General features: G+C 54.8%; 17 protein-coding genes. 3 read left to right on the forward strand and 14 right to left on the reverse strand.

Annotation, left to right across the window (positions count from 1 at the left end):
* Positions 1–89 precede the first annotated feature (89 nt).
* Positions 90–1,097 (reverse strand): hypothetical protein, encoded by a 1,008-nt coding sequence (locus BLR44_RS15900; RefSeq protein ID WP_245706083.1) that lies wholly within the window; start codon positions 1,095–1,097, stop codon positions 90–92.
* 264 nt (positions 1,098–1,361) lie between these two features.
* Between BLR44_RS15900 and BLR44_RS15905 the strand changes: the two genes are divergently transcribed.
* On the forward strand, positions 1,362–2,087 hold the full coding sequence (locus BLR44_RS15905) for a DUF3891 family protein (RefSeq protein WP_089683735.1): 726 nt from the start codon (positions 1,362–1,364) through the stop codon (positions 2,085–2,087).
* Between the two features lie 50 nt (positions 2,088–2,137).
* On the opposite strand, the gene can is transcribed toward BLR44_RS15905, so the two are convergent.
* From can to BLR44_RS15935, 6 genes are all read right to left on the reverse strand, one after another.
* Positions 2,138–4,444 (reverse strand): carbonate dehydratase, encoded by a 2,307-nt coding sequence (gene can / locus BLR44_RS15910; RefSeq protein WP_089683737.1) that lies wholly within the window; start codon positions 4,442–4,444, stop codon positions 2,138–2,140.
* A gap of 109 nt (positions 4,445–4,553) precedes the next feature.
* On the reverse strand, positions 4,554–4,928 hold the full coding sequence (locus BLR44_RS15915; RefSeq protein WP_143017324.1) for a hypothetical protein: 375 nt from the start codon (positions 4,926–4,928) through the stop codon (positions 4,554–4,556).
* Positions 4,929–5,167: 239 nt separating this feature from the next.
* Complete coding sequence (locus BLR44_RS15920) at positions 5,168–6,304, reverse strand: tetratricopeptide repeat protein (protein WP_218127100.1); 1,137 nt, start codon at positions 6,302–6,304, stop codon at positions 5,168–5,170.
* Between the two features lie 69 nt (positions 6,305–6,373).
* Positions 6,374–8,896 carry a DNA gyrase subunit A gene (gene gyrA, locus BLR44_RS15925; protein WP_089683743.1) on the reverse strand — a complete coding sequence of 841 codons (2,523 nt, stop codon included), beginning with the start codon at positions 8,894–8,896 and terminating at the stop codon, positions 6,374–6,376.
* A gap of 419 nt (positions 8,897–9,315) precedes the next feature.
* Positions 9,316–11,262, reverse strand: a complete 1,947-nt coding sequence (locus tag BLR44_RS15930) for a DUF349 domain-containing protein (RefSeq protein WP_089683745.1) — start codon at positions 11,260–11,262, stop codon at positions 9,316–9,318.
* Between the two features lie 56 nt (positions 11,263–11,318).
* Positions 11,319–11,894, reverse strand: a complete 576-nt coding sequence (locus BLR44_RS15935; protein ID WP_089683746.1) for a YqgE/AlgH family protein — start codon at positions 11,892–11,894, stop codon at positions 11,319–11,321.
* Between the two features lie 103 nt (positions 11,895–11,997).
* Between BLR44_RS15935 and pdxH the strand changes: the two genes are divergently transcribed.
* Positions 11,998–12,648 (forward strand): pyridoxamine 5'-phosphate oxidase, encoded by a 651-nt coding sequence (pdxH, locus tag BLR44_RS15940; protein WP_089683748.1) that lies wholly within the window; start codon positions 11,998–12,000, stop codon positions 12,646–12,648.
* Positions 12,649–12,652: 4 nt separating this feature from the next.
* On the opposite strand, the gene bshB1 is transcribed toward pdxH, so the two are convergent.
* The 7 genes from bshB1 to BLR44_RS15975 all read right to left on the reverse strand — a co-directional run bounded on the left by bshB1 (position 12,653) and on the right by BLR44_RS15975 (position 21,198).
* Positions 12,653–13,369, reverse strand: a complete 717-nt coding sequence (bshB1, locus tag BLR44_RS15945) for a bacillithiol biosynthesis deacetylase BshB1 (RefSeq protein ID WP_089683750.1) — start codon at positions 13,367–13,369, stop codon at positions 12,653–12,655.
* A gap of 12 nt (positions 13,370–13,381) precedes the next feature.
* Positions 13,382–14,392 carry a peptidoglycan DD-metalloendopeptidase family protein gene (locus tag BLR44_RS29315; protein WP_089683753.1) on the reverse strand — a complete coding sequence of 337 codons (1,011 nt, stop codon included), beginning with the start codon at positions 14,390–14,392 and terminating at the stop codon, positions 13,382–13,384.
* 3 nt (positions 14,393–14,395) lie between these two features.
* Positions 14,396–15,334 (reverse strand): thioredoxin-disulfide reductase, encoded by a 939-nt coding sequence (gene trxB, locus BLR44_RS15955; protein ID WP_089683755.1) that lies wholly within the window; start codon positions 15,332–15,334, stop codon positions 14,396–14,398.
* Between the two features lie 171 nt (positions 15,335–15,505).
* The gene (locus tag BLR44_RS15960) at positions 15,506–16,369 is read right to left on the reverse strand and encodes a sigma-70 family RNA polymerase sigma factor (RefSeq protein ID WP_089683757.1); all 864 of its coding nucleotides are present in this window, start codon (positions 16,367–16,369) and stop codon (positions 15,506–15,508) included.
* Positions 16,370–16,573: 204 nt separating this feature from the next.
* The gene (gene pnp / locus BLR44_RS15965) at positions 16,574–18,742 is read right to left on the reverse strand and encodes a polyribonucleotide nucleotidyltransferase (protein WP_089683759.1); all 2,169 of its coding nucleotides are present in this window, start codon (positions 18,740–18,742) and stop codon (positions 16,574–16,576) included.
* A gap of 128 nt (positions 18,743–18,870) precedes the next feature.
* Positions 18,871–19,146, reverse strand: coding sequence for a 30S ribosomal protein S15 (gene rpsO / locus BLR44_RS15970; RefSeq protein ID WP_089683761.1), 276 nt, complete (start codon positions 19,144–19,146; stop codon positions 18,871–18,873).
* Positions 19,147–19,389: 243 nt separating this feature from the next.
* Entirely contained in the window at positions 19,390–21,198 is a 1,809-nt protein-coding gene (locus BLR44_RS15975) for a sodium:solute symporter family protein (RefSeq protein WP_089683763.1), read from the reverse strand.
* An 83-nt stretch (positions 21,199–21,281) separates the two neighbouring features.
* On the opposite strand from BLR44_RS15975, the gene BLR44_RS15980 reads away from it, so the two are divergent.
* Positions 21,282–22,355, forward strand: coding sequence for an aminotransferase class I/II-fold pyridoxal phosphate-dependent enzyme (locus tag BLR44_RS15980; RefSeq protein WP_089683766.1), 1,074 nt, complete (start codon positions 21,282–21,284; stop codon positions 22,353–22,355).
* Positions 22,356–22,400: the final 45 nt, after the last annotated feature.

Raw genomic sequence — 22,400 nt, forward strand, 5'->3', positions numbered from 1 at the left:
GATACAGCGGATTTGGAATGAAAATACAACCAGCTACGCAAGGTACATAAAAGACCTTTTGTGGTTGAATCCGCTGTATCCTGTGCGCCTTATGCCGAAATCGGCAGGGCATTGAGGGCCGGCGGTTCGCCCTGCAACACCGGCGCTACCCACCGATCTAGCCGTTCCTGCACAAACCCGTTCCGCAGGTGCGGGGGCAGCGCGTCGACCCACGTCTGGTAAGTTTTCAGCCCGACGGCCTTGGCCACGTAGGCTTCGTGCAGAAAGTTCAGGTAGCTGACGACACCGGCCAGCGACGTGTGGAACAACTTGAAGTCGATGTCGGCTTCCACAAACCGCTTGATTTCCCGGTGGTTGGCCGAAATGCGCAGCCGTCCCATCAGGTCGAATACGGTCGTGTAGCCGATGCGCCACGTAAGCTGTTGCCAGTGCTGGTAGCTGAAGCGCTTCAACACGTCCCCTTGTTTGTTGCGCAACGCCAGCACCGGATCGCTCTGGATGCGCTGACGCACGCTCTGTGCCCGTAGTCGACGCGTGGTGCGGACAAACTGTCCAATCTGGGCCTGTGCTTCAACGGCTTTGCTGGCGAGTTGCAGCCCTGGCTTGTAGTGCGACAAAGGCAGGTTGAAAATCCGGCTGTCGCTGGCGTGGCCCGCCCCATAAAAAGAGATGGCTTCGGGATAAGCTCCCTTGACCAGCAACCGACTGCTTTCGCGACGGATGAGTTCGGGATGGGTACCACTGATGCCCTGCACGCGCAAAAACGCTTGCAAACCGGCCATCACGCTGTAGTAGGCCTGCGGGAAAGTCCAATGCAGGGCGTGTTTGAGGTACTGTTCGTCGCCGAGTTCACCGGTCGAGCGCAGAGCATACTCGGTGCTCCAGCAGTAAAGCAGGTGCTTGCGGATCGCGTCTTGGTCTTCCTCCGTCAACGTTGGGCGATGGTTCAGGAAATGAACCACGTTGTACAACGCCATGGCATCGGCAGAGGACTGAATATGGTAGTTCAGGCTGAAGAAATAATTCAGAAACACCTGAGCGGGAATCGATTCCGGGGTGATCTCCTCGCGCGTTTCTTCCGCGGAAGACACCGTCATGAGTTTTCTTTCGTTCGCTTGTGCAATCATATAAAATAAACATTTCGTTGTGCGCATAAGTTTCATTTTTCCTATAAGTGCACTTGCCGTACAGGCACTTTTTAAATCCTGATTATTTGCTCTATTAGGATAATTAATGAGGATTTTAGGTTTTAACGTTGCTGCCTTATATAATTGTACTTATCTAATTTATATGTCCTTCTGAGAGCTTTCAAGACAAGAGGAGTTTCACCCTTTGCAATGGCTTTCCGTATACCTGTCCGTATGATTGTAAATCCTATTGCAACCGGCTGGGAAATTATTTTTCAGCGGGCGCACGGACTGCTCGCTGTGCAGCTGGCGCATCGCTGGCGCAAGGACCAACGCCCCGAGCGCTGGATCGAAACGCTGGCCGCCATTACCGAACACGACGACGGCCAGGAGGGATGGCACGCCCGCGCGCATCTGAACCAGGCGGGATCGCCGCTCAACTTCGCCGAGCAAGATTTTCCTGAAGAACAGGCCCGACGCATCGCGTTGGTTTCGCGCTACAAATCACGCTGGACCGCGCTGCTTATCTCGCACCACCTGTCGTTTCTCTACGAGCGTTTCCGGGGGCAACACGCCACGATCGATGCCTTTCTGGATGAACAGCAGCAGCACCAGATCCAGTGGCGTAAAGAACTGGGGTACACCAAGAAAGAGGTCGAGGCGGCGTACCGTCTGCTGCGTTGGTGCGACCAGTGTTCGCTGATTTTAGGACAGCAGCAGCTTCCGCCCGGCGAACGGGCGTTAGAGGTAGAGGAGGGACCCGACCGCACGCACCATTTTATCCGGCAGCGGGCCGACCAGTCTGTGGTGGTGGAACCGTGGCCTTTCGAAGAAGATGACTTTTGGGTGGAGATTGAAACGCGCGCGTTGCACCAACTGACGTTCGCCGATGATCAGGCGTTGATGCAGGCGCTGCACGAAGCTCCGGTCACGCTGCGGCGGTGGCAGTTCAAAAAATAGCCCGCTCTCGCAGGGGTAAGCAAGAGCGGGCGAAGCAGAACGGGAGTTACTCAGGAGTTGCTGCCTTGCAACAGAGGATTAGGGGTGCTACTGAGGGTTCGGGGAGCCGTGGCACCATTGCCAAACCGGTAGACTTCGTCGTATTCTTCAAACAACTGGTGAATGTCTATTTCCAGGTCTTTGATGCGTCCGTCGCGCAAGTCGTACACCCAGCCGTGAATGTGCAGATCGGCGTTTTCGGCCCAGGCCCGTTGCACGAACGAGGTTTTGTGCAGATTATAGACCTGTTCGATCACGTTTAGTTCGACCAGGCGCTTGAACCGATCGTTCTGGTTGAGGTGCGTCAATTCGGTGCGGTGCAGTCGGTGCACGTCCTTGATGTTCATCAGCCATTTGTTGATCATCCCGAGGTCTTTGTCTTCCATCGCGGCTTGCACGCCCCCGCAGCCGTAGTGGCCGCAGACGATGATGTGCTTGACCTTGAGTACTTCTACGGCATATTGCAAGACCGACATCAGGTTCAGATCGGTGTGTACCACCAGGTTGGCGACGTTCCGGTGCACGAACATATCGCCCGGCGAAGTCCCTGTGATTTCGGTAGCGGGCACCCGGCTGTCCGAACAGCCAATCCACAGGAACTTAGGCTGTTGTCCTAACGCCAGCTTTTCGAAATACTGCGGATCGAGGCTGAGCTTTTCGGTCACCCACTGGCGGTTGTTCTCGAACAACTTGCGGTACGCTTCAAAGTCGGCCCCTGAGGTAGGCGTCGGAAGCGGTAGGGGTTCGTCGAGTTCCTGACTGATCAGTTTTTCTTTGCCGACGAACTGGAGCTGAATGTTCTTGGAGCGTGCCGTTTCCTTAAAATCCTCGATCGTTTCCAGAATGTCGTGATCCATGTACATGGTATGGCTGGCGTCGATTTCCACGAAGCTGTTTTCGGGCAGATCGTCCAGAATGTGGACCAGACTGGCTTTGTTGAGGAACGAAACGTGTTCGCTCAGGTTGATTTTGATCTTTTCGCCGCTCGATTGTTTCTCTTTGTGGAAGAAGTACGTGGTGCGGTAGTTGGCCCGCAACACAAAGAACAAGCCGACCGCCAGGCCGATGCAGATGCCGATCAGCAGATCAGTAAACAGAATGGCCAGAATCGTCACCACAAACGGAATGAACTGGCTAAGGCCGGTCTGATACATTTGCCGGAAGATGCTGATTTTGGCGAGTTTGTAGCCAATGAAGAGCAGGATAGCGGCCAGGGCTGCGAGCGGGATGCGGTTGAGCCAACCCGGAATGGTAATGACGCAGACCAACAGCAGAATGCCGTGGATCACGGCCGACATGCGGCTACGCGCGCCGGAGTTTACGTTGGCCGAACTGCGGACGATCACCGACGTAACGGGCAGCCCGCCAATGAGGCCGGACACAAAATTGCCGACCCCTTGGGCTTTTAGCTCGCGGTTGGGCGGCGAGTTGCGCTTGAGGGGATCGAGCCGGTCGGTGGCCTCCAGGTTCAGTAGCGTTTCCAGACTGGCGACGATGGCGATGGTGAGGGCCGAGATGTAGACTTGTACGTTGCCGATTTGCGAGAAATCAGGCATGGTAAAAAGACTCAATACTTCCTGTGCATTATTGGCCTTGGGCAGGCTCACCAGGTGGTTGCCCGACAAGACCCAACCCGGACTGACCATTTCGTACAGCAGGTTGATGAGTACGCCCGCAATAACGGCCACCAGCGAACCCGGCAACAGACTACCCAGGGCGCTTTTTTTGATGAGCGGCCGTTCCCACAAAACCAGGATGGCCATGGCAAGGGCAGCGATGAGGAGCGCCCCCAGGCTGGGATTGAGAAACGCGTTGATAATCTCTGTAAACGTATTTTCACCATCCATCTGACTGAACACAAAGTCGCCTTCGGCGTCGGCATCGTAGCCCAGGGCATGCGGAATTTGTTTCAAGATGAGCGTAATCCCGATGGCGGCCAACAGCCCTTTGATGACGGAATTCGGGAAGAAGTGGCCGATGACACCGGCTTTTAGGTAGCCCAAACCGACCTGCATGAGGCCAGCCAGCATGGTGGCGAGCAGAAAGGATTCGAACGTGCCCAGTTTCTCGATGGCGCTGAACACAATGACGGTCAGGCCGGCTGCGGGGCCACTCACGCTGAGTTGCGAGCCGCTCAGAGAGCCAATGACGATACCACCGACGATGCCAGCGATAATGCCCGAAAAGAGCGGTGCGCCCGAAGCCAGCGCAATGCCCAGGCAGAGCGGAATGGCGACCAGAAAGACAACCAATCCCGATTTAAAATCATATTTAAGGTTCTCGCGCCACGACGAAGAACTGCGTGCGGTGGGTTTCATATAGAGACAATGAGGTGAAGAAGAAAGTAGAAGATAGGTGCCGTTGTGACGCTGCCAGAGCGTACAATGCGCCACAATACCAGTAAACTATGGGTAACTCGTGCTGAGATCAGCCGCGCTCAGGGGGTGGCGTGGCGTGCGGTGTTTCCGCTTGCAGAAGCGTGGAAGGACGGGAGTCGCCGTAGCAGATCGGCAACAAACTATGAGGAATGCACTGGAATGTAAAAAGCTGTGTCAGAAGCCGGTCGTTGAGTTCTTTCTGCGGCTGTTCTTCCACGTCTTTTTCGGTACTGTCGGTGGAAGCATCTTCGGTACCGTCGTAATCTTCGGTGGCCAGCGTGATGCACTTGGCCTGCCGGAGCAAATGCTGCCAGTGTTGCGGAACTATGCCCAGCATCAGCGCAACCAACACTACACAGAGTAGGGTCCGCTGCAACGTGGTGAGCGGCAGGTGTGGTGCAACCGATGATGGTTTGGTGGCCAAGGTCGTAAAAAATGGTAAGGTGTGCTCAATATAAAAACTTTTTGCATTTGTGCTACGCCTAGATTTTACTTAGCCTAGGGCCTTGATTTGATTTACCTCTTTTGTTTTATAATTTATATTATGATAAATAAAGTTAACTAGAATCCCCTTTCTTGTGCTCTATCATGAAAAAAGCGACTTCCTATGACAGGAAGTCGCTTTTGATAAGTCGCGATGGCAAACACGTTGGTGTGTGTCGCTTACTGCGAAAGTTTTTGGAATTCAGCGTCCATCTTGTCGGCTTTCTCTTTCATGCCGAGCTGTGCATAGACGGTACGCATCGAGCCGAGCAAGCTAGGATCGTCAGATTTCAGTGCGTATGCTTTCTCGAACGGCTCAACGGCCATCTTGAAATATTCTTTCGCCTGATCTTCGTATTTCTTGCCTTCCTTGCGGTACGTGGCCAGATCCATTTCGTTGGTTTTCTTCAGGATCTCCGCCGCGCTGTTGTAATACACCGCACCCAAGTTAAAGGCGGCATCGTAGTTCGACGGATCAGATTCCAGTGCGCTCTTGTAGCTAGAGATGGCCTTCTCACGCAGTTCTTTCTTCTTGTCGTCCGAAGTACCTTCAGCGCTGGCTTCCTGATCATACAGTGCTGCCAGGTTAAAGTGCAGTGCCGAATTGCTGGGGTCGGCTTTGATGGCATCTTCCAGTTTGGTACGTGCTTCTGCAGTTCTGCCTGTTTTGAAGTACAGGTTCAGCTCTTCGAGCATAAAGTTCTTATCGTCAGGATACTGCGCACGGGCTTGCTGAACGTACTCCAGCGCCTTGTCGTTATCGTCGCGCTGCTGTGCGTAATACAGCAACCGCTGGTAAACGTCAGGCTTGTTGTAGTCCATTTCCAGCAGCTTGTTGTAGTAGCTTTCAGCCAGATCGAAGTCTTCTTTGGTTTCAGCAAACGCCGCTGCGTAAATCACCGCCGTGGTGTCTTCCGGCTTGATTTCCATGGCCTTCTGGCTCATGTTCAGGGCCGTTGCGTAATCTTTGTTGTTGTAGAATTCGAACGCCTGGTTCAGCAGATTTCCCCAGAGGTTCTGCAATCCTTCCTCGGCCTGTTGGGCGTAGCTGCCACCTTCTTTGTCCAGTTCAATGGCTTTGCGATACGAATCATACGCCACCAGGCCCGCGCTGTCGCCGCCCAGCTGCTTGTAGTTTTCAAGCGGGTTCACCATCAGGTCTGCATAGATGTTGCCGCGCGTTACCCACGTTTTGGCTTTTTCCATCGACTTGGGGTGCGCTGCCGCCTGATCGATCTTCTCTTTCGCTTTATCCAGCAGGCCATCGTTTTGATAAAAGATGGCGTTGGTCACTGCCGAATTCTGTGCTATAGCCATGTTTCCCGCCAGGAAGAAACATAGAATCATCACTTTTTTCATAGGTCAAATTGGATTGGATTGTTCTAATTAATTATCGTTGGGGGCCTCTGATCCGTTGGTGTCGGGTTCTACCTCGGCATCGGGTCCGATATCGGTTTCGTCAGAAGGCTCCTTTTCTATCTTTTCTACGGACGAAATCTGATCGTTATCCGCGAGGCGAATCAACCGGACACCTTGCGTAGCACGACCGATCACCCGTACATCGGAAACCGCCATGCGGATCAGAATGCCCGACCGGTTGATGATCATCAACTCGTCTTCTTCGTTCACGTTTTTGATCGCGACCAGCGCCCCCGTTTTCTCGGTGGTATTCAGGGTTTTGACGCCTTTGGTCCCCCGGTTGGTGATGCGGTACTCGTCGATTGGCGAACGCTTGCCGTAGCCCTTTTCAGACACCACCAGCAATTGTCCTTTGCTCTGGTCGGCAAAGCAGACCATCCCGATCACCACATCGTCTTCGCCTTCCAGGTTGATGCCGCGCACGCCCGCTGCCGTACGGCCCATCGGACGGACCTGTTCTTCGTGGAAACGGACGGCGCGCCCCGAGCGTTTCGCAATGACGATCTCGCTGTTGCCGTCGGTGAGCTGCACATTGAGCAGACGGTCGCCCGGATTGATCGTGATGGCGATGATGCCCGCCTGGCGGGGCCGTGAGTAAGCTTCGAGCGAAGTCTTCTTGATTGTGCCCTGTTCGGTGCACATAATCAAGTAGTTGTTGTTGATGTAGTCGTCGTCGTTCAGGTTCTTGACGTTGATCACCGCCCGGATGTTGTCTTCGCGTTCGATGTTGATCAGGTTCTGAATGGCGCGTCCCTGAGCGGTTTTACTTCCCTCCGGAATCTCGTACACTTTCAGCCAGAACACTTTCCCCAGTTCGGTGAAGATCAGCAGGTAGTTGTGGTTGGACGCCACAAACAGGTGTTCGGTAAAGTCGTCGGTCTTGGTACCCGTAGCGCGCGAGCCGACCCCTCCCCGCCCCTGTGTGCGGTATTCGGTCAGCGGCGTCCGCTTCATGTACCCGTTGTGCGAAATCGTAATCACCATGTCCTCGTCGGGAATCATGTCTTCCATGGTGATTTCGTCGGAAGCATGGACGATCTGCGTGCGGCGGGCATCGCCGTAGCGCTCTTTCAGTTCGCTCAGCTCTTCCTTGATGATGTTCATCCGCAACCCTTCGTCGTTCAGGATGCTGTTGAGGTAATCGATCTGCGCTTTAACTTCCTGGTACTCGTTCTGGATTTTGTCGCGTTCCAGGCCGGTCAGGCGTTGCAGTCGCATGTCGAGAATGGCGCGTGCCTGGATTTCGGTCAGGCCGAAGCGATCGATCAGGCCATTACGCGCCGTTTCCGGATCGCGTGATTCGCGAATCAAAGCGATAACTTCGTCCAGGTGATCCAGGGCGATGAGCAGCCCTTCCAGGATGTGCGCCCGTTTCTCGGCTTCGCGCAGTTCGTAACGCGTGCGCCGTACCACCACCTCGTGCCGGTGATCCACAAAATAGCGGATCTGGTCTTTGAGGTTCAGCGTCACGGGACGCCCCTTCACCAACGCTACGTTGTTGACCCCGAACGACGATTGCAGGGCCGAGTATTTGTACAGGTTGTTAAGAACCACATTCGGAATGGCATCGCGCCGCAGGTCGAACACCACCCGGAGTCCGTCGCGGTCCGATTCGTCGCGCAAGCCGGTGATGCCCTCGATGCGCTTCTCGTTGATCATCTGCGCGATCTTCTCGATCATGGTAGCTTTGTTCACCATGTACGGGATGTCGGTGAAGACAATCCGCTCGCGGCCGTCTTTTGTGGTTTCGAACGTGGCATTGGCCCGAATCACCACGCGTCCCCGTCCGGTTTCGAACGCCGAACGTACGCCCTGGGTACCGTAGATGGTCCCTCCGGTCGGGAAGTCAGGCGCCGTGATGTGCTGCATCAACTCCGCAATGGTAATTTCCCGGTTGTCGATGTAAGCCACAATGCCGTCCACCACTTCCGTAAGGTTGTGGGGCGGCATGTTGGTCGCCATTCCGACGGCAATCCCCGACGACCCGTTCACCAACAGGTTGGGCAAGCGGCCCGGCAACACGACCGGCTCTTGCAGGGAGTCGTCGAAGTTGGGTTGAAAATCAACCGTTTCTTTATGAATATCGGCCAGCAGCTCGTCGGCAATGCGCTTCAGACGGGCTTCCGTATAACGCATAGCGGCGGCAGAGTCGCCGTCGAGCGAACCGAAGTTGCCCTGTCCGTCGACCAGCGGGTACCGCAACGACCACTCCTGGGCCATGCGGACCATGGTGTCGTACACCGAGGAATCGCCGTGCGGGTGGTATTTCCCCAGCACTTCCCCGACGATACGGGCCGATTTTTTGTAAGGTTTGTTGTATGCGACACCCAGTTCGTACATACCGTACAGCACGCGCCGATGCACGGGCTTGAGACCGTCTCGTACGTCGGGCAACGCACGCGACACAATCACCGACATGGAATAGTCGATGTATGCACCGCGCATTTCATCCTCAATGTTAATGGGGATGATGTTCTGATCTTCAGTCATGATATATAATCTTGCTCAGAGCGCAAATATAGGAGGTTCCGTTATCGGTCGCGTGGTCCACGATCGTGTTTAATCTTTGAGTGCCCTTGCCCCACTTTTGGATTTTGGTTAGGATGCCACCAGGGCATTCCGCGAAAAGGCTCGCCATTGTGCGTATGAATCATGCGTGTTTCACAAGAAGCAATTTTGCATCGGGGGGGCGAAAAAGTGACCCAACACCCCGATAAGGAAGCTAGCACAACGAGTAATCCTCCACGCCAAATCAGACGATGTAATAACCTCAATAATTTGTACTTTAAACGTAAAGATAGGTAACCGAAGCAAAACATAAAAACCTCACCAAAGGGTTCACTCCAGTTTGCAAAAAAAGCCTTATCAGACAAACGATAAGGCTTTCATTATCAAAGTATTGCTACGGTTCAGAGGCTGTTAATTATTTTGAGCTGCTCTTTCAGCGCACGAAGCTTTTCTTGTGCGCCCTCGATGCGCGACCCAAAATCGTCACGTAATTTATCAGCGGTTTTCGAATTGGCAAAGAACTCCAGGTTGTTCTTCCAAAGGCTGATATCGTTCTCCAGAGCCGTTATTTTGCGACGAATTTCCGACTCCTGACGGCTGAGGCGTTGCTGAGCTCCGGGGCTGTTGCGGATGCCGGCGACCTGAATTTCGAGCAGGACGCGGGACTTCTCATCCTCATCAATCAAGTTGGATTTTTCTACGCTGTGCTGCACCGCTTCCGTATACTTCTGCTGGACGCGCGAGATGTCTTTGCGGGGCACGTAGCCGATGTCGGAAAACTGCGCTTGCAATTCCAGAAGCTGCTCTACCGTCGCGTCGCCCTGCTGAGCATGGGCTTCGAGTTGAGCGATAATGGCTTCCTTCTGTTGTAAGTTGGTGACAAACTCCTGATCGACTTCGTTGTAGTGCGCGCGCCGCCGCTGGAAGAAGTGATCGACCGCGTGCTTGAAGCGCTTGTAGACGTCTTTCCGGTATTTGTGCGGCACGTGCCCAATGGTGCGCCACTGAGACTGCATCTCCTTCATTTCTTCGGCGGCAGCCTTCCAATCGTCGCTTTCCTGGAGCGCTTCCGCCCGCTCGATCAGCGCCATTTTTTGTTGAAGATTTTCTTCACGTTCGCCTTCTAACCGCTTGAAGAACAGGTTTTTGTGGTGAAAGAATTGCTTGAAGGCCTGCCAGAACTCGTGCGAAACTTCGCGGGCCTGGCTGCGGGGCATACCGCCGATCTGTTTCCACTCTTCCTGTAGCTTGAGCAACTCTTGCGATTTCTCATTCCAGTCGTCGATGCGGTCCGAATCGAATTCGGTATAAGGCTTGACCTTCTCTACCAATTGAAGTTTGGCTTCCAGATTTTCCTGAAACTGTTGCTTCAGGCCATCGACGTACGCCCGGCGGCGGTCGTGAATCTGATCGGAAACGGCTTTGAAACGGTTCCAGAGCTCTTCCTGTTCTTCGCGCGGTACCGGGCCAATGGCCTTGAACTCTTCGTGCAGTTCGTTCAGCTCGCGGATGGCGTCGTTCACCGAACTTACGTCCAACAGTTGCTGCGCGCGCTCGACCAGCTCGTTTTTCGCTTCCAGGTTTTTGCGCCGGTCCAGCTCCTTCAGCTCGAAGTAAATACTTCTGTTGTTATAGAAGCGATCCAGCAACGCATGGTAACGGGCATACAGGTCGGCTGCGGCAATGCCGGGCACGGGCCCCACTTCGCGCCATTCGTCCTGAATGGCCTTCAGACTCGAGAGCGAGGTGTTGTTTTCTTCGCTGTCGACAAATTCGCGCAGGCGCTCCAACAGGGCGCTTTTACGCTCCAGGTTCGATTCTTTCTTCTGTTCCTGTTCGCGTGCCTGTCGCCGCCGCTGCTCGCGGAACTGATGATACAGTGTGTTGAAGCGTTGGGTGTGGTCGTCTTCGCGAAAATCGAAGTCGCCCTCGTCGCCCCCGTCCGCCGTAAACTGCTCCAGAGCTTCGCGGCGCTCTTCGGCGTATACATCCTGAAACGCATGGTGAATGTCGCGCGCCATGGCGTTGGCATGGGGCTGCTCCGGTTCTTTAACAAGCGCTTCCAGGGCTGCGACCAGTTCGGCTTTCGAGTAGTGGCTGTAATCGTGGTGGTGGTGCTCGTCGTGATGTTCTTCCTCGTGTTCCGACTCATCCGCCGAGTCGTGTCCCGAGGCGGTAGTCGCTTCAGGTGTAGAGGTGGTTTGGGCCGCAGGCGTTGCAGGAGCCGCGGGTTGTTCTGGGTTCGGTGGCGTGTTGGCGGAGTGCGCGTCTGCGGTAGGTTCTTCCATCTCTTCTACGGTCTGGTGCTCGTTAATACCATTCGCAGCCATCTTGTCTTCCTCTTTCATGGTGTAGTGGTCTGGTGGTCGTGGTGGTGAAAAGTAAAAATACAACTTTAAGGGAATCAGTTCAAACGTGGGTCACGCGGGTAATTGGAAAGGGCCCTGAACTTTCCGCCCATGTTGCGCAGAATTTGTTGCCACAGCTTTTCCGGTGGGTCCAGAAAGGCGTCGGAAGCCTGGGCGGGTGTGGTGATCCACGACTCTTCCGCCAGTTCGCGCTCCAGTTGCCCGCTGCCCCAACCCGAATACCCCACAAAGAAACGTATGTTGTGGGAATCCAGCCGTTGTAGCACCAGCAGTTCTTTGATCTGTTCGAAATCGCCACCCCAAAACAGGCCTGGCACTACTTCGATGCTGCCTTCAATTTCGTTGCCGTACGCGTGCAGAAAGTGGAGCGTGTTAGGCTCCACCGGGCCACCCACAAACAACGGATGCTCGTTGGTACCGAGCAACGGTGCGTCTTCTTCTAAAGCATCGTATAGGTTTACCTCCGTAGGTCGGTTGAGGATCAATCCGAACGCCCCCATCGAACTGTGTTCGCAGATCAGCACTACGCTGCGTTCAAAGTTGGGATCCGGCAGGAAAGGTTCTGAGATCAGGAAATGTCCCTGAAGGCTCTCGGATTTATCGTTTTCCATGGGCGAGAAGAGAAAATGCGGGCGAAACCATCGCCTCTACGTAAATGTATATAAATTCGGGCAACTGCAAGAAGCCCCTAATTTTATCGATTAATGCGTGAATATGAACCGAGACGGAATTGCATCACTGCGAAATAGTTACGAAAAAAGCACTCTGGAACGCGCTGATTTACAGGCGGATCCAGTTAAAATGTTCGAGCAATGGCTGAGCCAGGCGGTCGCCGCCCAGGTGCTGGAACCCAATGCGATGACGCTGGCTACCGTGACGCCGGAAGGCACACCCGATGCGCGGATCGTTCTGCTGAAGGGCATCGATCCGCACGAGGGTTTCGTCTTCTACACCAATTACGAAAGCCGCAAAGGACAGGAACTGACCCACTTACCCAAAGCCTGTCTGGTCTTTTTCTGGCCTCAGTTGGAGCGGCAGGTACGGGTGGAAGGCACGGTAGCGAAGGTGCCGGACGCCATGTCGGATGCCTATTTCGCCAGTCGCCCGCTCGAAAGCCGCATCGGTGCGTGGGCCTCTCCCCAAAGCCGGGCGATTCCCGATCGCGATGTGCTGGAGCAACGGCGGCAGGAAGCCGAAGCGCGTGTGAGCAACGGTACGCTGCCGCGGCCGGCGCACTGGGGAGGCTACGGCCTGCAGCCCCACCGGATTGAATTCTGGCAGGGACGCGTCGGACGACTGCACGATCGTTTTGTCTATACGCGGCAGGCGACCGACGACTGGATGATAGAGCGGCTGGCGCCCTAAGGACTTAAATCAGGTGGAATAAGTTGCTGACGCCCAGGTACCGCTCTTTGGTGAAGCCTTCGCCGTACGTAACCCCAATGGCGTGGCCGAACTCGCGTGCACGCGCCTCAATAAACGGAAAGAAATCTGCGGTCGAAATGTGTGTGATCGGTTCGTTGCTGCTCGGATCATGGAACTGGCTGGCATACGCGCGCAAACACTCCATTTTCCGGTCCCAGAACGGGGTGACGTCCATCACGAAATCGGGCACGATGTGCCGATCCTGAATGAAGTGGTAGACGGCAGTGGGCCGCCAGGGTGCTTGCTTGCGGCCGCGACTCTCGGTCTCGACACGGCGAAGGCCTGAAACAAAGCACGCATCGCTCACCAGTTCGGCCCCGCGGCCGTGGTCCGGGTGCCGGTCGTGTACGGCGTTGGTCAGCACGATGTCGGGCTGGTATTCGCGAATGGCCCGCGCCAGGGCGCGCTGGTGGGCTTCATCGTTCCGGAAAAAGCCGTCGGCAAAGCAGAGATTTTCCCGCACCTGAATGCCCATCAGGCGGGCCGCTTCGGCGGCTTCCCGCTCCCGCAGGTCGGGTGTGCCCCGTGTGCCCAGTTCGCCCCGGGTCAGATCGATGATTCCGACTTTGTAGCCCTGTTGCACATGGGCCAGAATGGTACCTCCGCAACACAGCTCAGCATCGTCTGGGTGGGCGGCTATCACAAGAATGTCTAATTTCATGGTATGTAGTCTTTACCGCACCCGTATGCGCTGGCCAATCCGTAAGATGGTCCGCGGCGTGATGCGGTTCAGTCGGCAGAGCGTGCGTACGGACGTGCCGTACTTGTGTGCAATGCCCGACAGGGTGTCGCCGGAGCGCACCCGATGGTACGCCAGTTTACGCACCTCTTTCAGGTACGAGAACTGGTTGTTCGTGATTTGAAATTGATTGTATAGCAGCTGCCGGTTCGAAAAGTCGTACAACTGCTCCGGATTGATGGCGTTTCCCTGATAGCGCACTTCGTAATGCAGGTGCGGACCGGAACTACGCCCCGTGCTGCCGCCCAGACCGAGCGTTTCCCCGGCTTTGACCAAATCCCCTACTTTCACGAGGATTTTACTCATGTGACCGTAGAGGGTTTCCAGCCCGTTGTAGTGCCGCACCAGTACGTAATAGCCATACCCGCGCGGGTCGTAGCTACGGATGCGCACAATGCCGTCGAACGCCGCGACGACCGTGTCGCCCGTCGAGAGCTTCAGGTCCGAGCCGTAATGCCAGCGGTACCCGCGCATGCCGAAGCCCGACGTTACGTAGGTGGTATCCCGAATCATGGGCATGGCCCACAGCCGACTGGTCGTGGTGTCGATCAACTCAATATCGACCGTATCCCGGAACTTGGTCGCATCAATGTCGTACGGATTGATCCGGCGTGAGTCCCACACGGAGTAATACTCCGTCAAGGTTACCCACACGCTGTCGATTTGCAATTCTTCTGAGATCTCGACCATGCCCGTATAACCCTCGTCGATGGTGGAGGTATCCTCACTGACGATCGAGAGTTCACGTTGCAGTTCCTCAGAAGCTTCACCAGCATCATCCAACTCCTCTTCCACCACCTCAGTGGTATCTCCGATTTCTGCAATGGAATCGGGAAGTGTGTAGGTCTTGATGGGGGGCGCTTTTACATCACGAAAATCGCGAGGTCGGTTTTGCGCCCAACTGCCGGTGGTAACCAATAGGAGAATAATTACCAACCAACGCATCCGCTATACCAGCTCTTTAGCTACGAGGAAACGTTCTGCGTCGAGGGCAGCCATGCACCCGGTGCCTGCGGCCGTTACGGCCTGCCGGTACACGTGGTCTTGCACATCGCCACAAGCAAAAACGCCTTCCACGTTGGTAAGCGTCGTTCCTTTTACGGTTTTCAGGTACCCGTTTTCGTCCATATCGAGCTTGCCCACGAAAAGTTCCGTGTTGGGCTTATGGCCGATGGCCACAAAGAAGCCGGTGATGTCCAACGTGCTTTCGTGTCCCGTCTGGTTGTTGATGATCCGGGCGCCGGTCACCTCATGGTCGCCCAGTACTTCGAGCGTTTCGGTGTTGTAGAAAATTTCGATGTTGGGCATACGCTTCACACGCTCCTGCATGATGCGGGAGGCACGCATTTCGTCGCGTCGGACCAGCATGTACACTTTGCGGCAGAGTTTCGCCAGGTACGAGGCCTCTTCGCAGGCGGTGTCGCCCGCACCGACAATGGCTACGTCCTGTCCCCGGAAGAAAAAGCCGTCGCAGACCGCACAGGCAGAAACACCCCGGCCGTTCAGCCGCTCTTCGGACGAAAGTCCCAGCCACTTGGCAGAAGCACCGGTCGAAACGATGACTGTATCGGCTGTCAGCGTATACTGATCGTCGATGGTCACCCGATGCACCGGACCCGAAAAATCAACGGCTGTCGCCATGCCGGTGCGTACATCCGTACCGAAGCGTTCGGCCTGCTTCTGGAAGTCCATCATCATCTGCGGACCTTGTATGCCTTCCGGGTAACCCGGATAGTTTTCTACGTCGTTGGTAATGGTCAATTGTCCTCCGGGTTGAGCGCCCTGGTAAAGGACGGGTTTCAGACCGGCGCGGGCTGCATAGATCGCGGCCGTATAGCCTGCTGGTCCGGACCCTAATATTAAACACTGAAGGTGTTCTTGTGTCATAAAATCGCGTAATTAAGAGGCAAAAATACAAACAACATTGGTTTCTAAAACAGTTCATACCGAATGCCGGTTCGTTTACGGCCTGCGCTGGCTAGAAACGCCTTTCAAAAGCGAAAGGCCCTGAAGCACATGTGCTCCAAGGCCTTTATAACGGAAAATCACCGAAATATTTTATCCCAGGTACGGCTTCAGGGCTTTGCTACGCGACGTGTGCCGCAAGCGCCGGATGGCCTTTTCCTTAATTTGTCGAACCCGTTCGCGGGTTAGGTTGAATTTCTCCCCGATTTCCTCTAACGTCATGGCATGGCCGCCGTTAAGACCGAAATAGAGCGCAATCACGTCCGATTCGCGGGTGGTGAGGGTCGCCAGTGCGCGTTGCACTTCGCGACGCAGAGAATCGTTGATCAGCTCGTAGTCAGGTGTGGCTTCGCTGTCGTTTTCCAGAACATCAAGCAGGCTGTTTTCCTCCCCTTGTACAAAGGGGGCGTCCATCGAAACATGACGGCCCGAGATCTTCAGCGTGTCGACAATTTCAGAAGTGGTGACTTCCAAAACTTCGGCCAGTTCTTCGGGTGAAGGTTCACGTTCGAATTTTTGTTCCAATTCCGAAAAGGTTTTGGAGATCTTGTTGAGCGAGCCAACGCGGTTAAGAGGGAGACGAACGATCCGTGATTGTTCGGCCAGAGCTTGCAGGATGGACTGCCGTATCCACCAGACGGCGTAGGAGATAAACTTGAAGCCTCGGGTTTCGTCAAAACGCTGTGCTGCTTTGATCAGCCCCAGGTTGCCTTCGTTAATCAAGTCTCCTAACGACAAACCTTGGTTTTGGTACTGTTTGGCCACGGAAACCACAAAGCGCAAGTTCGCTTTGGTTAGTTTTTCCAGGGCCCGCTGGTCACCTTCCCGAATACGTTTGGCTAGCTCCACTTCTTCATCAGGCGTAAGCAGGTCTACTTTTCCAATCTCCTGCAGATACTTGTCGAGCGATTGACTCTCTCGGTTAGTTATCTGCTTACTGATTTTGAGCTGTCTCATGCTGAGTTAAGGGGATGTAAAGTGGGGCAATACAAAGAGAGGTTATCTTATGGTTGTAACAGGTTGAACCTGAACGAGTATGACCAAAGTTCCCTAAACTGCGGAGATAAAACAAATCCGCACCAAAACACAAGTAGGGGTTTCGGTGCGGATTCAGAAAAGAGCTTGTAAGTCAAGCTCCTAATTTGCAGAATTTTCTACGGATTACTCACGTGGCTTGTGGCCCTGCGGCTTTCCGTTGCTTTTGGGCTGACCCTCAGGCCTTTCCAGCAGCGCTTTGCGTGAGAGGCGGAACTTGCCGGTCTTTTTGTCGATTTCGATCAATTTAACCTTTACTTCCTCGCCTACCTTGAAGACGTTGTCCATGCTTTCCAGACGTTTCCAGTCAATTTCTGAGATGTGCAACAACCCGTCCCGATTTGGCATAAATTCTACGAATGCGCCAAACGGCATAATCGATTTAACGATACCGTCATACACTTCGCCGACCACCGGTGTGGCAGCAATACGGCGTACCCAATTGACCGCTTTGTCCATCGCTTCCTGGTCTACCGCAAAGATGTTGACCAACCCGGCGTTGTCCACCTCTTCGATCACGATGGTGGTTCCGGTTTCGCGCTGGATCTCCTGAACAACTTTTCCGCCCGGGCCAATCACGGCGCCGATCAGTTCTTTGTCGATGCGGAGTGTGAACGAACGCGGTGCGTGCGGCTTCACTTCGCTGCGAGGCTCGCTCAGGGTTTTCTTCATTTCGGCCAGGATGTGCGCCCGACCACGCCGAGCCTGTTCCAAGGCTTCGCTCAATACTTCGTACGGCAAGCCGTCTACTTTCAGGTCCATCTGGCAGGCCGTCAGTCCTTTTTCGGTGCCGGTGACTTTGAAGTCCATATCACCGAGGTGATCTTCGTCGCCCAAAATGTCGGAAAGCACCGCGTATTTGCCCTCTTTGTTCATAATGAGGCCCATAGCAATGCCCGAAACGCCGCTCTTGATCGGCAGTCCGGCATCCATCAGCGCCAGCGAGCCCGCACAAACAGTCGCCATCGACGACGAACCATTGGACTCCAGAATGTCGGAAACCACACGCACGGTGTATGGATTTTCGTCGTCGGTCGGCATCACTTTCTTCAGAGCCCGGTACGCCAGGTTGCCGTGACCCACTTCGCGCCGGCCTGGACCGCGGTTAGGGCGCACTTCGCCGGTCGAGAAGGCCGGGAAGTTGTAATGCAGATAGAACTTGTTGTAGCCCTGGTGCAGCGGGCTGTCGATCATCAGTTCATCGAGCTTGGTGCCGAGGGTGACGCTGGTCAGCGACTGGGTTTCGCCCCGGGTAAAGATCGACGAGCCGTGGGCTGACGGCAGGTAATCGACGGCGGTCCAGATGGGCCGTACTTCGTCGAGCTGACGTCCGTCCAGACGATGACGCTCCGTCAACACCATGTTGCGCACGGCTTCTTTCTGGATGTCGTGGAAATATTTTTTTACCAGCGACAGGTCTTCCTCGTGGTCTTCGGGCAGGGCGTCGATGTATTCGGCCTGAATGGCTTTGAATGCTTCTGAGCGCTCTGACTTGTTAGCGATGCCCCGCTTGGCAACTTCGTACATGCGTTCGTAGTACGTCTGGTGCAGCCGCTCCTTCAGTGCCAGGTCGTGGGTTTCGTGCGAGTACTCACGCTTCTGGGTGGTGCCGGCTTCTTCCGCAAGCTCTACGAGGGCAGCGCACTGCTGCTGAATGGCTTTGTGAGCAAACTTGATGGCCTCGACCATTTCGGCTTCGCTGACTTCGCTCATCTCCCCTTCTACCATCATGATGTCTTTCGCATTCCCGGCGACAATCAGGTCGAGCGTAGCTTCTTTGGCAGACTTGGTGGAGGGATTGATGACCAGTTCACCGTCGATTTTGGCGACGCGCACTTCCGAAACCGGACCGTTGAACGGAATATCCGATACAGCCAGCGCCGCAGAGGCCGCCAGACACGCCAGGGCATCGGGCATAGCGTCGGCATCGGCCGAAATCATGAAGATGTTGACTTGTGTGTCGGCGTGGTAATCGTCCGGGAAAAGCGGTCGCAGTGCCCGGTCAACCAGACGAGAGATCAGAATTTCGTGCTCAGACAGGCGTCCTTCCCGTTTGAAGAAGCTTCCGGGGATGCGGCCGGCCGAAGCAAATTTCTCCTGATAGTCGACGGATAAGGGCAGAAAATCGGCACCCTCGCGGGCTTCCTGCGTGGCGACCACGGTGGCCAGTAACATGGTGTTGCCCATGCGCACCACAACGGAGCCGTCGGCTTGGCGGGCCAGGCGTCCGGTTTCGATGGTGATGGTCCGGCCGTCCTGTAGGGTGATGGTTTTATTTATAATAGGTTTAGACATGTAATCGGAGGTAATGAATAAAGTAAGAAAAGATTAGGTAGGGTGAATCCGATGGCGTAGCAACGGTCGTGGAAGGAGACGAAAAAAGGGAATCCTCCTGTAGAATTCCCTTTCTAAAAACTTCAGGCTTACTTACGAATACCCAAATCAGCAATGACGGCACGGTAGCGCTCAATGTCTTTGCGTTGCAGGTAATCCAGCAGGCGACGGCGTTTCCCTACCAATTGCAGCAACCCTCTACGGGATGAGTTATCTTTCTTGTGCTCTTTCAGATGGTCGGTCAAGAAATTGATCCGGTGAGTGAAAAGGGCGATTTGCGATTCCGCAGAACCGGTATCGGTAGCCGATTTCTGAATGCCGTGTGCAGCGAACAGCTCTTGTTTTTTTTCTTTTGTCAGATACATCGTAATGCGTTCTCAGTAATTTCCGCGTGTCTTCAAAATAAGACGCAAAAGTAGTGAATGGTTCCAAATATTTCCTAATCAATGCGATAAAAGGTTGCACCTCCCCTTTTTCCTAATGACAGACGTTGACGCCGACTGCTGCTTTTTTGTGTTTTTGTTAATTAAACATAACTATAAAAATTTATAAAACATTACTTGTATTAAGAAAAGCGACTGAGTTATGATCCAGTCGCTTTTCTTAATTTATGCGGATTCCTGGTCCATTTCCAAACGCGTCCACAAGCGCATCAGCAAGTAGACAGACGCCCCGCAAGCCACGGTTAAGCTTAATGCCAACGTAAAATTGCCGTAGATCCAGTTACCGGTTGCGAACAGGGCGCTGTAGATCGCAAACGCGCCTACCATCATGCACAGAAGTGCTCGCGGCACATCCCAGGGCCGTTGACTATTCAGTTCCAGCGACTTGCCTTCGCGCGCCGCGGCATCGAGCACCGGCTGCCACCCCGGGCCACCCGGATGCACTTTCTGGTAGAACTTGAACAAGGTTTCCTGGTCCGTGGGCCGGGTCAGGTACGTAACAATGATCCATCCCACGGTCGTAATGCCCACCCCGAGCAACAGCTTAGCGGTAAAAGTAAGCGGCGGGAATCCCAGGTAATCGGCATGCAATACTTCCAGGTAAACCGCCACTACGAACGAAATGAGCATCCCGGCCAGCTCTGTGTATGCATTGATGCGCCACCAGAACCACCGCAGAATAAAAATCAGGCCGGTTCCCGCCCCTACCTGCAACAGAATGTTAAAGCCTTGCAGCGCATTGCTCAGCAACAGGGCGAACAAACTGGTCACTACAACTAACAGGACCGTAGACCAACGCCCTACGGCCACCAGTTGCTTGTCGGTCGCCTGCGGATTGACAAACCGCTGGTAGAAGTCGTTCACGATGTAAGAAGAACCCCAGTTGACCTGTGTGGAAATGGTCGACATGAAGGCGGCAATCAGCGAGGCCACCACCAGGCCCAGAAATCCACTCGGCAGAAAGCTCAACATGGCCGGGTAGGCAAAGTCGTTCTGCACCAGATTGGGGTTGACGTTCGGGAAGGCTTCCCGCATGGATTCGACCGTTGGGAATACCACGATCGAGGCAAGCGCCACCAGAATCCAGGGCCAGGGACGCAGGGCATAGTGCGTGGCGTTAAAGAGCAGCGTGGCCCCTACGGCACCTTTTTCGTTCTTGGCCGACAACATGCGCTGGGCAATATAGCCTCCCCCACCCGGCTCAGCCCCCGGATACCACACGCTCCACCACTGCACCGCCAACGGCAAAATCAGAAGCGAAAGTAATGCGTCCGTATCGGCAAAATCCGGCAGCATGTTTAGTTTCGGCATTACCTGAGGATGCGACAGCATTTCGGACACACTGCCGACTTCCGGAAGCTGCGTCAGGATGAAGGCCGCACCGATCGAGCCGATCATGGCCATAAAAAACTGGAAGAAGTCGGTGAGCAAGACACCTTTCAGGCCCCCGATGCTGCTGTAAATCGCGGTGATGGTCATGACCACCGCCAGCGTCAGCCAGGCAGGCCACTGGAGCATCACCGCACCGATTTTGATCACGGCCAGACACACCGTCGCCATCACAATCACGTTGAAGAAAACGCCCAGGTAAATGGCCCGGAAGCCGCGCAGAAAGGCCGCCATTTCGCCGCTGTAGCGCAGTTCGTAAAACTCCAGGTCGGTCATGACGTCGGAGCGCCGCCACAGTTTCGCAAACAAAAAGACGGTGAGCATCCCGGTGAGCAGAAAGGCCCACCACGCCCAGTTGCCTGCCACCCCGCTTTGCCGCACAATGTCGGTCACCAGGTTGGGGGTATCGCACGAAAACGTTGTGGCCACCATCGAAACGCCCAGCAGCCACCAGGGCATGTTCCGTCCGGAAAGGAAAAATTCGGCCGCACTGCTGCCGGCCGTTCGGGCGGCGTACAACCCAATTCCTAAAGAGATGACAAAAAAGGCAAAGATGATGATCCAGTCGAAGGTACTAAGTAGCACAGTAGATAAGGTTAGTAAGGATAGAAAGAACCAAATATTGACTTTAAATTCGCGAAAAATAGTAAGAAATCTCGTAACGGAAATTGTCCACCTCAAAAACCCCACTTACGGCACAAATCCCTGTTTCAAACGAAGTAGAGGCAGATTTCGGTCGGAGCCTCCTAATCGGCGGTAAAGAATGGATTTACTTTGGTGGGACCGCCTATCTGGGCATTTCGCATCACCCCGCTTTTCTGGAATCGCTTCGGGAAGGAATGTTGCGCTGGGGCGCTTCTCACGGACGTTCGCGACGCTCTACGCCGATTTCCCCACTTTTTGAACAGGCCGAAGCACGTTTAGCCCACTGGATGCATCAGGAAGACGCCTGCCTGGTCTCGTCCGGGACCCTGGCCGGACAATTAGCCCTACGCTTGTTTGAAGAAATGCCTCTGGGGCACACACCGGGCACCCACCCGGCGCTGTACCGCTTGGAGACGCGCTCTTCGGCTGGGCTGTTCGACGAATGGCTCAGTCAGTTGCACAAGGCGCTGGCCCAACAACCGCAGTCGCACTGGGTACTGCTCTGCAATTCGGTCGATCCGCTTTTTGCCCGTGAGGTGCGCTTCGATTGGCTGGCTGATCTGCCGACTGACCGCACGTTTACGTTGCTGGTGGACGATTCGCACGGCATCGGACTCCTCGGACCGGACGGCGGGGGCATTGGTTCGGTGCTGTCGATGCCGCCTCACATCGAACTGGTGGTGGTCGCTTCACTCAACAAAGCCTTGGGCCTTCCCGGTGGCGTCATTGCAGGCCCGCGTCATCACCTGGAGCAATTGCGGCAACACCCGGTTTACAACGGCGCCTCGCCCCTCGGTCCGGCCTGGCTGCACGCCTTTCTGCAAAGCAAAGCTCTGTATCAGCACCAACGCCTTCGGCTGCAAGACAACGTCCGCCGGTTTATGGAATCCGCTCCGACATCGTTTGTCTATCGCCATACTGAGCCGCTTCCCGTTTTCGCGTTCAACCAGCATGAGTTGGTGGCAGCCTTGGCCGCGCGCCAGATTCTCGTTCCCAGTTTCCACTATCCTACCACCGCCGATCCGCTCATCACGCGCCTCGTACTGACGAGTGCTCACACAGACCATGACCTTGATCAGTTGGTATCAGGTTTGTGATCGAGTGATGTGTTAATTAACATAATTTACACAGTTATACAACTC

The organism is Catalinimonas alkaloidigena (genome assembly GCF_900100765.1).
Lineage (GTDB): Bacteria > Bacteroidota > Bacteroidia > Cytophagales > Flexibacteraceae > Mooreia > Mooreia alkaloidigena.

Excerpts from the sequence above, each read along its gene's own strand:
- pdxH (WP_089683748.1), top strand. The coding sequence starts at position 11,998 with ATGAACCGAGACGGAATTGCATCACTGCGAAATAGTTACGAAAAAAGC.
- gyrA (WP_089683743.1), bottom strand. The coding sequence starts at position 8,896 with ATGACTGAAGATCAGAACATCATCCCCATTAACATTGAGGATGAAATG.
- BLR44_RS15935 (WP_089683746.1), bottom strand. The coding sequence starts at position 11,894 with ATGGAAAACGATAAATCCGAGAGCCTTCAGGGACATTTCCTGATCTCA.
- pnp (WP_089683759.1), bottom strand. The coding sequence starts at position 18,742 with ATGTCTAAACCTATTATAAATAAAACCATCACCCTACAGGACGGCCGG.
- BLR44_RS15900 (WP_245706083.1), bottom strand. The coding sequence starts at position 1,097 with ATGACGGTGTCTTCCGCGGAAGAAACGCGCGAGGAGATCACCCCGGAA.
- BLR44_RS15930 (WP_089683745.1), bottom strand. The coding sequence starts at position 11,262 with ATGAAAGAGGAAGACAAGATGGCTGCGAATGGTATTAACGAGCACCAG.
- BLR44_RS15920 (WP_218127100.1), bottom strand. The coding sequence starts at position 6,304 with ATGGCTATAGCACAGAATTCGGCAGTGACCAACGCCATCTTTTATCAA.
- rpsO (WP_089683761.1), bottom strand. The coding sequence starts at position 19,146 with ATGTATCTGACAAAAGAAAAAAAACAAGAGCTGTTCGCTGCACACGGC.
- BLR44_RS29315 (WP_089683753.1), bottom strand. The coding sequence starts at position 14,392 with ATGCGTTGGTTGGTAATTATTCTCCTATTGGTTACCACCGGCAGTTGG.
- bshB1 (WP_089683750.1), bottom strand. The coding sequence starts at position 13,369 with ATGAAATTAGACATTCTTGTGATAGCCGCCCACCCAGACGATGCTGAG.
- trxB (WP_089683755.1), bottom strand. The coding sequence starts at position 15,334 with ATGACACAAGAACACCTTCAGTGTTTAATATTAGGGTCCGGACCAGCA.
- BLR44_RS15960 (WP_089683757.1), bottom strand. The coding sequence starts at position 16,369 with ATGAGACAGCTCAAAATCAGTAAGCAGATAACTAACCGAGAGAGTCAA.
- can (WP_089683737.1), bottom strand. The coding sequence starts at position 4,444 with ATGAAACCCACCGCACGCAGTTCTTCGTCGTGGCGCGAGAACCTTAAA.
- BLR44_RS15905 (WP_089683735.1), top strand. The coding sequence starts at position 1,362 with ATGATTGTAAATCCTATTGCAACCGGCTGGGAAATTATTTTTCAGCGG.